Annotated in this window: 12 protein-coding genes; 6 read left to right on the plus strand and 6 right to left on the minus strand. The window is 62.7% G+C overall.

Features of this window, described 5'->3' with window-relative positions; translation table 11 throughout:
• Positions 1-8 precede the first annotated feature (8 nt).
• The 5 genes from CD928_RS20495 to copC are packed head-to-tail and all read right to left on the minus strand — an operon-like array spanning position 9 to position 5,580.
• Positions 9-1,268 carry a methionine adenosyltransferase gene (locus tag CD928_RS20495; RefSeq protein WP_095388940.1) on the minus strand — a complete coding sequence of 420 codons (1,260 nt, stop codon included), beginning with the start codon at positions 1,266-1,268 and terminating at the stop codon, positions 9-11.
• Positions 1,265-2,134, minus strand: coding sequence for a class I SAM-dependent methyltransferase (locus tag CD928_RS20500; RefSeq protein WP_095388941.1), 870 nt, complete (start codon positions 2,132-2,134; stop codon positions 1,265-1,267). The genes CD928_RS20495 and CD928_RS20500 overlap by 4 nt, the downstream gene beginning before the upstream one ends.
• Positions 2,134-4,296, minus strand: a complete 2,163-nt coding sequence (locus CD928_RS20505; protein WP_095388942.1) for a heavy metal translocating P-type ATPase — start codon at positions 4,294-4,296, stop codon at positions 2,134-2,136. The genes CD928_RS20500 and CD928_RS20505 overlap by 1 nt, the downstream gene beginning before the upstream one ends.
• Before the next feature lie 17 nt (positions 4,297-4,313).
• The gene (copD, locus tag CD928_RS20510) at positions 4,314-5,183 is read right to left on the minus strand and encodes a copper homeostasis membrane protein CopD (RefSeq protein WP_095388943.1); all 870 of its coding nucleotides are present in this window, start codon (positions 5,181-5,183) and stop codon (positions 4,314-4,316) included.
• 1 nt (position 5,184) lies between these two features.
• Positions 5,185-5,580 carry a copper homeostasis periplasmic binding protein CopC gene (gene copC, locus CD928_RS20515; protein ID WP_095388944.1) on the minus strand — a complete coding sequence of 132 codons (396 nt, stop codon included), beginning with the start codon at positions 5,578-5,580 and terminating at the stop codon, positions 5,185-5,187.
• Positions 5,581-5,718: 138 nt separating this feature from the next.
• On the opposite strand from copC, the gene CD928_RS20520 reads away from it, so the two are divergent.
• The 5 genes from CD928_RS20520 to CD928_RS20540 are packed head-to-tail and all read left to right on the plus strand — an operon-like array spanning position 5,719 to position 9,698.
• Entirely contained in the window at positions 5,719-5,997 is a 279-nt protein-coding gene (locus CD928_RS20520; RefSeq protein ID WP_095388945.1) for a hypothetical protein, read from the plus strand.
• The gene (locus tag CD928_RS20525) at positions 5,990-6,430 is read left to right on the plus strand and encodes a periplasmic heavy metal sensor (RefSeq protein ID WP_095388946.1); all 441 of its coding nucleotides are present in this window, start codon (positions 5,990-5,992) and stop codon (positions 6,428-6,430) included. Before CD928_RS20520 ends, CD928_RS20525 begins: the two co-directional genes overlap by 8 nt.
• Positions 6,430-6,990, plus strand: a complete 561-nt coding sequence (locus CD928_RS20530) for an RNA polymerase sigma factor (protein WP_095388947.1) — start codon at positions 6,430-6,432, stop codon at positions 6,988-6,990. The genes CD928_RS20525 and CD928_RS20530 overlap by 1 nt, the downstream gene beginning before the upstream one ends.
• 51 nt (positions 6,991-7,041) lie before the next feature.
• Entirely contained in the window at positions 7,042-8,736 is a 1,695-nt protein-coding gene (locus CD928_RS20535; RefSeq protein WP_095388948.1) for a copper resistance system multicopper oxidase, read from the plus strand.
• 56 nt (positions 8,737-8,792) lie between these two features.
• Entirely contained in the window at positions 8,793-9,698 is a 906-nt protein-coding gene (locus CD928_RS20540) for a copper resistance protein B (RefSeq protein WP_255247278.1), read from the plus strand.
• Positions 9,699-10,235: 537 nt separating this feature from the next.
• On the opposite strand, the gene CD928_RS20545 is transcribed toward CD928_RS20540, so the two are convergent.
• Positions 10,236-12,311 carry a TonB-dependent siderophore receptor gene (locus CD928_RS20545; protein WP_095389081.1) on the minus strand — a complete coding sequence of 692 codons (2,076 nt, stop codon included), beginning with the start codon at positions 12,309-12,311 and terminating at the stop codon, positions 10,236-10,238.
• A 250-nt stretch (positions 12,312-12,561) separates the two neighbouring features.
• On the opposite strand from CD928_RS20545, the gene CD928_RS20550 reads away from it, so the two are divergent.
• On the plus strand, positions 12,562-13,452 hold the full coding sequence (locus tag CD928_RS20550) for a DUF6662 family protein (protein WP_095388949.1): 891 nt from the start codon (positions 12,562-12,564) through the stop codon (positions 13,450-13,452).
• The last annotated feature ends 6 nt before the right edge of the window (positions 13,453-13,458 follow it).

The raw sequence follows: 13,458 nt of genomic DNA on the forward strand, positions 1-13,458 counted from the left end.
CGTGTTCCTCAGGAATTTCGGTGGGGCGTGTTTCGACTTGAAAGAGGATCGCTGTCCGCTCTTCGCAGCGGCCAGTTGCCGATTGCTACCGATCCATTCGCAAGCGCCAGATCGGTCCCCGCGAGAAGTTCCAGTTCCTGCTCGACGATCGCAGACACGGCCGCCTGGTAGTCCTTCACGTTTCCCGCATCGGACAGCCGCAATCGAACATTGACGGTCAATGGTTCGGTCACCGGGTGCCCAATTTCGCTGACAAGCAGACATTGGGCCTCTGCGACCCCATCGAGACGCGCTACACGATCGGCGATGAGTCCGGCCGCAATATTGTAGAGTTTGCCGACGTGAGAGACGGCGTTCTTGCCCGGAACGGATTCTATTGTGGTCGGCCGGAAGGGCGTAATCAGGCCGTTGATGCGGTTTCCGCGGCCGGCCTGCCCATCGTCGCCGCATTCCGCCGAGGTACCGAGGACAGTGAGGTACAAGCTGCCGGCATCGGGGTCGTCGGCTGTATTGACCAGGACGTCAGCGTCGAGATCTTCAGCGCAGGCAACGCTCCTGACGATTTCCGCAATATCGGCCTTGGTCGAGAGATAGGCTTGCAGATCGGGAATATGACGATCGACCAGGGCGCAGGCAACGACGATCCTGGCTTTCCGCCCCTGGCGTATTCCCATGATCTTGATGTCGCGCCCGATCGCTGGAATGTCGCCGCAGGCCATCTCACCGAGCCTGTGCTCGGCGTCGAGCACGACGCGTTCGAGGCTGCTGAGCGGCGCGAAGCCAACGCCAATGGAGGTGTCGTTGGCCATCGCCGGCGCTCCGTCGCCGTGGCGTTCGAACAGGGAAGCGAGATCGGCGGAGCCCGGCCGCACGAGGCAATGGGTGCGCAGGTGGCGATCAAGATCGAGCAACGGGAAGTAACGCGCGAACCACCTACGCACGACCTCCTTGACCAGGTCGTCGAGGGGCAGATGCCGGCCCGCCGCATCGACAATCGCACGACCTGCCAGGTAGACTTCCATCGGCTGGCTGATGCGCCCTCCACCGAAGCGGGGATCGGAACTGCCGCCCCACAGCAGGGCCTTGTCGACGTTGTAGTGCAGCGTGTGTCCATAAATCTCCCGATAGCTGCGTGAGAGTTCCTGACTGAGCGCTTCGGTCAGGTGGTCACAGATCGTATCCGGGTGGCCGAGCCCTTTGCGCTCGACGATCTCGAGTGGCAGAAGATCGCCGCTTGCCTCGCCAATGGTTGTAACCGCGACAGTCATGACCTTGGCCCTTCCGGGTTTGCAGACACGGCATTGCGGCAATTCCAGATTCCGATGCTTGAACGCCAATTCGCAGCGCGAAGGGGCACGAAACCGCCCGACTGCAAGATCTGGTCTGTCCTCCCATGGATGTGGCTGCGCAACTTTGTGCTCAGTCCGAGCGTCGCTCCAAGTATCCGCCCGACGAGGCTGGCCGGGCGATCAATCTCGGCAACAACCAAGCGCCCTTCCGGCTTGAGAACGCGTGATGCTTCCTTGAGCGCGGTGAGCTTGAGATCGGGCGGCAGTGCGCTCAGCAGGAAACTTGCAAGAACAACGTCAAAGCTAGCGTCAGGAAACGGAAGCGCTTCGGCAATGGCCAGCTCGAAACGTGGCCGAACGGCGGCTCGCATTGGTTGTTCGCGGGCAATCCTGATCATGTCGGGTGCTGCATCGATCCCGCAGACGCGGCCCGTTTCACCGGCCCGGTAGGCGGCAAGGCAAGCGAGCCTTCCCGTCCCGCAGCCCATGTCCAGAACATGATCGCCTTCCCGAATTCCCGAGACTTCGATCAGACACACGCGAAACGCGTGAGCGAGGCCAAGCCGGGCACAGCATTTCTCATACCAGGGAGCGATCCAGTTCAGCGTTCGTCCCCGCGTTCCCGGACACGGATCAAGCGGAACGGGGAGTGGCCGCTCGGACATGGCGTAAAGCCATACGGCAGCAACCGGACAGACGACGAAAAGCAGAAGCAGGATGATAGGCGCGCCCAGGCGGAAGAGCAGAACCGCGACAAGGGCAGCGAGCAGACACCACAGGAAGCACCGGCCGAGCAGGCTCCAATTGTGCGAGTGGACCGCACGCTGCTCGGTGGGCCGGACCATCACACGTCGAGCCTCGCCCGCTTGAGCAGCGCCGAATTCGCCACGACCGAGAGCGAGCTTAGCGCCATGGCGGCCGCCGCGATGATCGGATTGAGGAATCCGAGCGCGGCAATCGGGATGCCGATGCTGTTGTAGATGAAGGCCCAGAACAGGTTCTGCTTGATCTTGCGCAGCGTCGCGCGGGACAGACGGATGGCGTAGACGACCTGCCGCACATCGTCGCGCATCAGGATGATGCCGCCGGTTTCCTTGGCAACGTCCGAGCCCGAGCCAATGGCGATGCCGATGTCCGCCGTCGCCAGGGCGGGTGCATCGTTGACCCCGTCGCCGACCATGGCTACGATGTTGCCCTTGGTCTGCAGGTCGCGGATCATCGCCGCCTTGTCGCCCGGCAGGACCTCGGCGATGATGTGATCGATCCCCAGCTCACGACCGATCGCCTCCGCCGTGCGCTTGTTGTCGCCAGACAGCATGATGACATCGATGCCTTCGGACCTGAGCGCGGCGACCGCCTCCTTCGCCTCGGGCTTGAGCGTGTCCGCGACGGCGACGATGCCGGCGAGCGCACCGTCGAAGCCGACCAGCATGGCCGTCTTGCCCCCTTGCTCGAGCGCAGCCATCGTCTGCTCGGCGGGCGCGACATCGATCCCCTCACGCGCGAAGAGGCGGCGGTTGCCGAGCAGTATCTTGCGCCCTTCGGCCATCCCGCTGATGCCATGACCGGCGATGCCCTCGAAACTGGTGACGGCAGGAAGCTCGAGGTTGCGCATTGTCGCGCCGCGCACAATCGCCTCGCCCAAGGGATGCTCGGAGCCAACTTCGACAGCCGCGGCGAGCCGCAACAGCCCCGCCTCGTCGAGGCTGCCGAGCGGCACGACATCGGTGACGTTGGGTTCACCCTTGGTCAGCGTGCCGGTCTTGTCGAAGACGACCACGTTGAGCTTGCGCGCCCGCTCCAGCACTTCGGCACCGCGAATGAGGATACCGGCATCCGCCCCTCTGCCCACGCCGACCATCAGGGCGGCCGGCGTTGCTACGCCCAGCGCGCAGGGGCATGAAATGATCAGCACGGCGATGAAGGCGAGTAGCCCCTGCGGGAAGTTGCCAGCGATCCACCAGCCGAAGAAAGCAAGGAAGGCAACGATCACTACTGCAGGCACGAAATAACGCGTGACCTCGTCGGCGATGCGCTGGACCTGCGCGGTACTCGATTGCGCTTCCTCGACCAGCCGGATGATCTGCGAAAGCGCCGTATCCTTACCGACGCGGGTCGCCTTGAAGCGCAGCATCCCGCTCTTGTTGAGCGAACCGCCGATAACACCCGCGCCCGGCTCTTTCGAGACCGGCATGGATTCGCCGGTGAGCATCGATTCATCGACGGCGGAGCTGCCTTCGATCACCTCGCCGTCGGTCGGTATCCGCTCGCCCGGCCGCAGCACGACGATCTCGCCCGCCATGATTGCCTCGGCCGGAATTTCCTCTTCCTTGCCGTCGCGGATGACATGCGCGATCGCGGGCCGCAGATCCATCAGCTTGCGCACTGCCGCCGAGGAGCGCTTCTTGATGATCTCCTCCATGTATCGTCCGAGCAGGACGAAGGCGATGATCACGGCGGAGACTTCGAAGTAGACGTCGCGTTCTTCGACCTTCACCGGCAGGATATCGGGCGCAAAGACCACCGCGACGCTGTAGAAATAGGCGACCGTCGTCCCGAGCGCGATCAGGAGGTCCATGTTGATCGACCAGCTTCGCAGCGCCGCCCATGCGCCTTTGTAGAAGCTCCACCCGCCGATGAATTGCACCGGCGTCACCAGAATGAACAGCCAGACGCCCCAGGTGAACCAGGGCAGCGCGGGGATTGGCGCCCAGCTGACGATGGTCGCGCCGGCGGCCAGCGCGAGGAAAGCGCCGGCGCGCAGGACGGCCAGCGCGAGCACGCCGGTTAGCGCCAGCGCCACGCGGGTGCGCATTGACTTCAATTCGCGCTCGGGATCCTCAAAGATCTGCTTGCAGGCCGGGCTGCAGAAATAGAAGGTCCGGCCGGCACGCTCCGATGTCAGCGCAGTCGCCTTCGCGACCATCATGCCGCAAATGGGATCACGCGCGCGCTCCCCGGCGGGAATGGCCTGGTCGGCGGCCTGATGGAGACTGTGGTCGTGCATGGGTCCTGGCCCTTCCTTCAAGATGCCGGATCGAGCGTGCCGAGCCAGCCAACCAATGCCAGTACGGCGAGGGCGAGTGTGAATTCGACAGAAATGCTCGTGCGCAAGGCCCGCCCGGATTCGGCGATGCCGGTTGCGGCACTCCGCGCCGCCAGCCTGGGTGTCAGTTTGAAGCGATTGATCGAGGCCATCACCAGCATCCCCCCGAAGAGAACGAGTTTCAGTAGCAACAGGCGCTCGTATACGTTCGGCGGCCCCCAGCCTCTCTGATCGAGATCAATCTGGTAGACCACGTTGATCAGGCCGGAAGCTGCCAGTGCGATCACTGCGATCGTGCCGACCGTCGAGAAGCGCCTGAGTGCAGCATAGCACACTTCTACATCTCGGGGAATCAATCGCAGGAACATGGCCAACGCCCCGAGCCAGGTGCCCGCGGCAAGAAGGTGGATAAGGCCGGCTGCAAGATGGATCGAGCCGCCTGGTCGCGGGGTCGAGTTTCCATGCCCCGCCCATGCGAGCGTCAGCAGCGCGCCGCCGCCAAGCATGGTGGCGAGCCATCCGTTCTTCGCGGTGATCGACGCAATTGCGGCGAGCGCGGAAAGCAGGATGAGGCGCACGAGCGCCGCCCGTCCGAAGCCGGTTTGCCCGACCACCATGCCCAGCAATTGTGGATCGATCTGCGCCGCCGATGCGCCGGCCATGGCGGCAGAAGTCAGCTGAAGAGATGCAAGGGTCAGGACGATGCCAGCGATCGCCAGCACCAACAGGAGCTTGCGAGGGACATGCTCCGCGCCGGGGTTGTAGAGTGCGAAAAGCGGCATGCCAAAGAGCAGCCCCAGATCGGTATACAGCGCCCAGCGCAGGAGATGGATTGCCCCCGGTTCCACTCTACCGGACCGTGAAGGAAATTTTCCCGGTGATCCGGTGCGTGTCGGTGGAGACGGCGCGCCAGTTCACGTCATAGCTGCCCTGGGGGAGACGGCGCGCCAAGGTTCCAACCAGCGATTTGCCGTCGGGGCCAACCCTTACGATGATGCCGCCAACCTTCAACGGCTGGTGTTGATGACCCGGAGCCATGCCGGGCATTGCGGTCATGACCACATCGAAGCCGGAAAAGGCAGCCGTCAGCGGTTCGCTGAATGTCAGGACAATGCGGTCAACGTGGTTGACGCTCGCCGATTGCGCCGGTGTCGCGGCTACAAGTCGAGGGTGGGCCAAAACCGGCGCGGAAATGCCGATCGTCGCGGCGGCCAATGCGCTGGCAAGGGTCTTGTAAAGCTTCATGAAAGAGTCCTTCGCTATGCAGTTCCTTGCCGTTTACGCAGCAGGGCGGCATAGCCCTCACATTCTCCGATATATTTTTGAGGGAAAAGTACGCCGGCAGCGTATCAGCCTGACAAGTTCAACCGCAGCGAGACGGACATGACGGAATTGGATCAACTGCTGGCCCGGGTTCGGGATTTGCCGCCCGACCCACGGCTGTCGTCCATCGACGCCGGAGTATTCGATGGTCTTGCCGCCCTGGCGGCCCGGCACGCCCTGCCCAGGGCTGCATTCGGCATGGCCTTTGGCATTGCCCTGTCAGTCGGTCTGTTGGGCTCAGCGCTTCCCCCGACGCCTGCGCAGGCTGCTTCGTTGTTCCCGCTGGGCGTCCCGCCGGTGCTGGCGCCTTCGACCCTGCTGGATGGCGCGCATGAATAATCGGATCGGTCTCGGTCTGATCGCGCTGCTCGCCTTCGGCTCGGCGCTTGGCGGACTGTTCATCGGTCGCGCGTGGATTTTGCCTCAGAAGCCGGTCGAATCCGAGATCCACGTCCTGCTGCACCATGAACTGAAACTCGACGCGCAGCAGGAAGCGCAGATTGAGAAGTTCGAGCGCGCGTTTGCGCCGCGAAAACAGGCCCTGGAACTCGAACTGCGTAGCGACAATGCCCGGCTTGCCGCTGCGATCGAGGCGGAACACGGCTACGGGCCGCAGGTCCAGGCGGCGGTCGACCGGTCGCACACCGCGATGGGCGAACTCCAGAAGATCACGCTCGAACATATCTTTGCCATGCGTGGCGTGCTGCGGCCCAATCAAGCAGCCCGCTTCGATGAGGCCGTGACAAGGGCGCTCACCGCCAGAGAGCGGTGATGATCGACCTTGCCGGATGCAGCGATGGCGAACTCGCGGCGCTGGCGCTTGGCGGACGACAGACAGCCTATGGCGAACTCATGCGCCGCCACCGCGAGGCGATCTTCCGCCTGGCGCGAAGCCACACCGGTGACGATGATACCGCACTCGAGGTTACCCAGCAGAGCTTCATCTCGGCATTTGCAGCGCTGAGGTCCTATGATCCCCAGCGCCCGTTCCGCACCTGGATCAGCCGGATCGCGATCAACAAGTCACGTGACCTTGCTCGCCGCCGCATGGTGCGGCGGGCTTTCGCCTTTGCCTTGCCGCTGGAGGATGCCCGTGACGTTGCCGATGGCCACGTATTGGCCGACGCCGCGCTCGCGGACAGGGAGGAACTCAATCATACCATGGCGGCGATTGCGACCCTTCCGACCAGGTTGAAGGAAGTGCTGCTGCTCCGTACGATCGAAGGCCTCAGCCAGTCTGAAGCAGCCGAGGTCCTCGAGATCAGCGAAAAGGCCGCGGAAACTCGGCTCTACCGGGCCCGCATGAAATTGCAGGAAATTCTGAGGGCCTGAAGCCTCGTCCGCGTATCAGGTCAAGTTACGCAAGTCAGGGACGAATCCTTCATGCATTTTCTCGATCTGGATCGCCGCAGCCTCCTGCGTGGCGGCGCGCTGTTCGGTGGAAGCGCGGCGCTCGCTGCGTGGTTACCGGCCTGGGCGCAGCCGGTGTCGGCAGGGCTCATCGCCTCGCCGCAGACCTTGAGCGGGCCCGAGATCGAACTGAAAGTCGCCACAGACACAATCCGGATCGAGGGCCGCACAGCGCGCGCCGTCACGATGAATGGAACCGTCCCCGCCCCGCTCCTGCGCTTGCGCGAAGGACAGACAGTCCGCATCCGGGTGGTCAATGACCTCGACGAGGAAACCTCGCTGCACTGGCACGGACTTCTGGTGCCGTTCCAGATGGACGGCGTGCCGGGAGTGTCGTTCCCGGAAATCAAGCCGCGCTCAACCTTCACTTACGAGCTCCCGGTCAATCAGGCCGGCACGTACTGGTATCACAGCCATTCGGGCCTCCAGGAACTGATGGGCCATTACGGTCCGATCGTGGTCGATCCCGCCGGTCCTGATCCGGTGCAGTACGACCGCGAGCATGTCGTGGTGCTGTCCGACCACAGCTTCGTCCATCCGGCGCGGATCCTGCGCAACCTCAAGCTCGATCCCGGCTACTACAACCGGCAGCGCCAGACTCTGGAAAGCCTGCTCGCAGGAAAGGACCAGCCCCTGTCGGAACGCGTGGCCTGGGGGCGCATGCGGATGGACCCGAGCGATATTTCCGACGTGACCGGCGAGGTGCTGACTTACCTCGTGAACGGCCACGGCCCCGGGGACAACTGGACCGGCCTGTTCCGCCCTGGCGAAAGGGTGCGGCTGCGCTACATCAATGCCGCTGCGATGACCCTGTTCAACGTGCGCATACCGGGGTTGCAACTAAGCGTCGTCCAGGCAGATGGCCAGAACGTTCGGCCCGTCACCGTCGAAGAGTTCCAGATTTCGCCAGGCGAGACTTACGATGTCGTGGTGACGCCCACCGAGGAACGCGCCTACGCCATCGTCGGCGAGAGCGTCGACCGGTCGGGCATGGCTGTCGCCACACTCGCTCCGCGCCCTGGCATGCGCGCTGAACCACCTGCGCTGCGCGAGCGTCCGCTCCTCACCATGAAGGACATGGGCATGGAGATGGAAGGCATGGACATGAAGAGCATGTCCATGCGCGACCGCAAGAACGCCCCGCAGGTGAAGCTGGGGCCCGGCGTCGAAATGATCAGTCCGATGCCGATGGACCGGACCGGCGAGCCGGGCATCGGCCTCGACAAGGCCGGACACAGGGTGCTGACCTATCGCGACCTCGTGGCGATCGAGCGTAATCCGGATGTCCGCGCGCCAACGCGGGAAATCGAGGTGCACCTGACCGGCAACATGGAGCGCTACATGTGGTCGATGGACGGCAAGACGCTGTCCGAGGCGCATGAACCCTTGCCCATCCGCGCCGGCGAGCGCGTCCGCATCACCCTCGTCAACGATACGATGATGGCGCATCCGATCCACCTGCACGGGCACTACTTCGAACTGGTGACGGGGCATGGCGAATTCAGCCCCCGCAAGCATACGGTAAGCGTGCTTCCCGGCGGCAAGGTCAGCTGGGACGTCACGGGGATTCCGGGTGACTGGGCTTTCCACTGCCACCTGTTCCTGCACATGGCCATGGGCATGATGCGCATCGTCCAGGTTCGTCCGGTGGAAGGAGACGGCCAGTGAAAAGGGCGCTTCCCCTTCTCCTCGCTGGCCTGGCCACCCCCGCGATGGCACAGTCCATGGACAGTCCCGTGGATCATTCGATGCATGGGACGAGCTATACGCCGGCGCCGCCAGCGCCCGTTCCTCAGAGCCCAGCTCCGGCGAGCGATCACGCCGGACACCAGTTGCCTGCACAGGAGAACCTGACTGCAGCCAATGGCGAACCGGTCGGCACCGATCAGTCGCCCGGAAGCGCCGAGCCGCCGCCCATTGCTCACGACCGTCCCGCCGACCGCTATTACGGTCCCGCGCAGATGGCAGCGGCGGAAGCGGCGGCCATGGGCGCACATGGCTCGGCCAGCTACACGCAGGTCCTGTTTGATCTCGCCGAATACCAGGTGCGCGATGGCAAGGACGGCTATCGCTGGGAAGGCGAGGCGTGGGTGGGCGATCTCAACCGGGCCGTGCTCCGCAGCAAGGGCGAAGGCACCTTCGGTGAGGGCATCGAACACGCCGAATTCCAGATTCTCTACAGCCGTGCGCTCGATCCATGGTGGAATTTGCAGGTCGGTGCCCGCCAGGATTTCCGCCCCGAGCCTGCGCGGACCCACGCCGTCGTCGGAGTCGAGGGTCTCGCCCCTTACTTCTTTCACGTTACGGCTGCCGCGTTCCTGTCCCACAAGGGCGACGTGACCGGGCGCGTTGAGGCCAGTTACGACCAGCGCCTGACCCAACGGCTGATCCTTCAGCCCAGGGTGGAGTTCGACCTGTCTGCTCAGGACATTCCCGAACTCAAGATCGGAAGCGGCCTTGCCCAAGCGGAACTCGGCCTGCGCCTGCGCTACGAAATCAGCCGCGAGTTCGCGCCTTACATCGGCGTGAACTGGACCTGGAAGACCGGCAGAACGGCTGACTACGCCCGGATCGACGGACGTGATACGATTGACCGCGCAGCTGTCGCTGGCGTTCGCTTCTGGTTCTAGCGGCGCCGGCAAGGGAACGGTCGGGACCAGCACCGACCGGCGCGCCCGGTTTCTGTCAGGGGTGCAGCATGCGAGAAGATCAACAGGGTCGCGTTTTTCTTGTCGCGGCGATGCTGCTTTCCCTCTCGGGCTGCGATCAGCCTGCTGACGGCCCATTTGTCCGAAGCATGCATACATATATCGGATAACGGTCAGCAAAACTAACTGGCCGAGTACGGTGGAAGCAGGCCAACCTGCCGGACCTCACACCAGCCCGAGGGCCATGCCCACACCTACCCAGCATGATACGCTGGCTGACCTTGAGGTCGAGGAAGAATTCGGAACTGCGGCCATCGCCGTTTGCCGAACTCTCGATCCGCTGGACATCGCTGCCCGCTGCCGATTTCGACGTGCCCAGATCTTGTCCTCCCAGTCGAAGATGAGGTTGCCAAGGAAGTCTGAGCCAATGCAATGCGTGTATCGGGGCTTGACGCTGATCAGGACAGCATCACTTCGAAGTGACGCTGTCCCACCAATCATGCGCTTAAGGGTCTGACTTCAGAACTTTACGCGAGCAGTCAGGCGCGCATTAATCGGTGCACCGGTGGAGATGTTGTTATTGTTGTGCGCGTCGGAGAAGTAGGTTTCATCGAAAAGATTTTCGACATTCAGCTGGAGGTCGAACCGGTCACTCGGCTTGAAGTACAGCGCGGCGTCCACCCTGGTGAAGCCTGGCAGCCGCGTCGTGTTCGCGGCAGTCCTGATGGCAGCAAACTGGCTCGACTGATGGATCACGCCCAGACCAAGGCCGAAGGACGGACTGAAATCATAGCGGTTCCACAAGGCCACCTGATGCTCGGGAACCTGGGCAAGACGAACAAAGCCGTTCCCCTTCAGTTTGGCATCCTGATAGGTGTAGGCGGCGCTGGTCTGAAGGCCAGGAAGAATCCGCCCGGTCAGCGCCAGTTCAATCCCCTTGGTGCGGGTTTCGCCGACATTGATCGTAGCTGTGACATTGTTCGGATCGGGCGTTGTGGCGTTGGTCCGGTCGAGCTGGAACAGTGCGATCGTGGCGCCCAGATCAGGGCGGATGTCCCACTTGGCGCCGACTTCGTAGTTGGTGAATTTTTCCGGAGCAAGATTGGCCTGGCTTGCCGTCATGGTCAGGAACTGGTCGCCCGACCGCGGCAGGAACGACTGGCTGTAACTCCCGTAAATGGAGATGTTCTCCTGAGGCTTGAGGATCAGGCCGATACGGGGGCTGACCTTCTCGTCGGTGCGGGCGAAGGGACGCGGTGTTCCGATCAGGTCCGTGCCCTTGATCTCGAACCGGTCGTACCGTAGCCCGACGACCACATCGACGTGGGCGCCGATCGATATCTGGTCCTGCGCGTATGCCGAGAAGAACTGGACATCGGAGACGGTATCGCGAGCCAGCGCACCAAAAGTGACCGTGGGATAGACGGGGTTGGCAAGATTGAACGTGCTGCTCGACAAGGTGCCGTTCCGGCGCTGGTTGGCCGAATGCTGGTCGCCGTATTCGAGGCCGGCCAGCACCTTGTTGCCGATGGCTCCGAAGGCGAAGTCCCAGACCAGATTGGTCTGCGCAATGAAGTTCTCGCGTTTGGTCGGGTCGGTGTAGCTTGACAGGACGACGGTGCCGCTGTCGGCCGTGGCAGCGCCGTTGGCAAAGACGTTGGTGTAATACTTGTCGTAGTCGCCATAGACGATAGTCGTCGACCACTTGAGGTTCTCTGCGAGATCGCCATCGAGACGAGCCTTGACGATGTGGGCCTCAAGACCAGCCCTGTTCACGCCGGGAGTGCCGACAAATCTGTCGCGCTGCCCGTTCACGGGACGGTTGGGGTCACCGGCGATGGTGGCGACTGATGGAATGCCGCGATCGGTAACCCGATCGTCTTTAACATATTCGTAGGAGAGGCCGAGCTTCCACTGGCCCAGATCGACCGCCAGATAGGGATTGATGGCATAGCGTTCGCCACCGAAGAAATCGCGGTGGTTGTCCAGATCTTCGTAGAAGGCGTTCACCCGGAACGCGGCGTTCGAACTGATGGGTGCATTCACGTCTGCAGCCAGATCCCAGGAGCCGAAGGTGTTGACGCTGCCAGTCGCCGACGCACGCAGGGCGTCGGCGGTCGGTGCTTTCTGAACGCGATTGATGATGCCGCCGCTGCCGCCGCGGCCAAAGATCAAGGCGAAAGGCCCCTTGAGAATCTCGACACGCTCGATGTTGTAGAGGCTGCGGTAATACTGGACGTCATCGCGAACCCCATCGAGGAAGAAATCGGCGGTGGTGTTCTGCCCGCGCAGCGTGATCTGATCGCGATTGCCTTCACCCTGGCCAACGGTCGTCCCGGGAACGTAGCGCAGAACATCGCCCATGCTGCGCAGTGCCTGATCCTCGATTCGTGCCCGCGTCACCACTGACACCGACTGGGGCACATCCAGCAGGGGAGTGTCGGTCTTGGTTGCCGTCGCAGTGTCCTCGGCTTTGTAGCCAACCGCCTTGCCCGTCACGATGATGGTGCGGCCGTCCTCAGCATCCGCTTCTTCGGCCGAGACCACAGCAGGGAACGCCAGCGCAGCGACCGACAGCAACAGAACATATTTCATCATCAACCCCCTGAACCTGATTCGTAGCGTCAGCTAGCGGCCGACGTTCGCTATTGCAAGTCACTCGCATTAAGTTTGATCAAGATCAAATGTCCCACGCGTTTGGCAGGTCCGGGCCATTGCCGAAGCCGCGACATTGCATTGATCCAGATCAAGGAGGCCGTGAATGAGCGGAAAATAAAGCTATTGCGACGCGTTCGCAATAGCGATAGTCCCCTCGTCGAATCGTAACCGCTTTTTGGGGGCGCACATGAAAACGCGAATTGCCTTGTCTCTCGGTCTTTGCTGCCTGGCTCTGCCGTCAGTTGCCTATGCCGATGAAAACCTGTTCGGCTACAACACCGGCGCCGAGACGCTGCCCAAGGGTTCGGGCGAGATCTACGTGTTCAACACGCTGCGCTCGGACAAGGGGCAGGGCACTTATCGGGCTGTCGATACCGAGATCGAGGGCGAATATGGCGTGACCGATCGGATCACCCTGTCGGCCGCCGCCAAATTCCTCACCATCAAGGCGAACGGCCTGCTGATCGACGGCTACCTTCCCGCCGCCATCGACAAGGGGCCGCGCTTCAACGGCCTTGAGGTCAAGGCCAAGTTCAACGTGCTGAGCCCCGCGCTCGACAATTTCGGGCTGGCCGTCGTCACCTCCGCCGAATGGAAGCAACTCGATCCACACAGCGGCCAGGACAAGACTGAATATGAAGCCAAGGTCGTACTCGCGGCCCAAAAATATTTCCGTCAGGGGCAGATCGTCTGGGTCGGCAATCTCGGGCTCAAGGCCGGTCACGAAACCCGATACCCGATCGCCGACCTGCCTGAAGGATTCGACTGGCCGACCACGCCCGAGATGGAGATCGAGCTCTCAGCCGGCACCGGCCTCACCTACCGCGTCGCGCCCAACTGGTTCATCGGCGGCGAGATGCAGTACACCTCGGAATACGAGACGGAAGTCGGGCAAGAGCGCTGGTCGCTGTTCGCCGGGCCGACGATCCACTATGGCGGCGAGAAGTTCTGGGCGACGCTCACCTGGTTCCCCCAGATCAAGGGCGGCGGCGAGCGGTATGAAGGACAGACCGGAAACCTCCACCTGATCGAGAAGACCAGGAACGAATTCCGCCTCAAGCTGGGCATGAATTTCTAGGGAATC

Origin of the sequence: Sphingopyxis sp. GW247-27LB, assembly GCF_002277025.1 — a bacterium.
GTDB lineage: Bacteria > Pseudomonadota > Alphaproteobacteria > Sphingomonadales > Sphingomonadaceae > Sphingopyxis.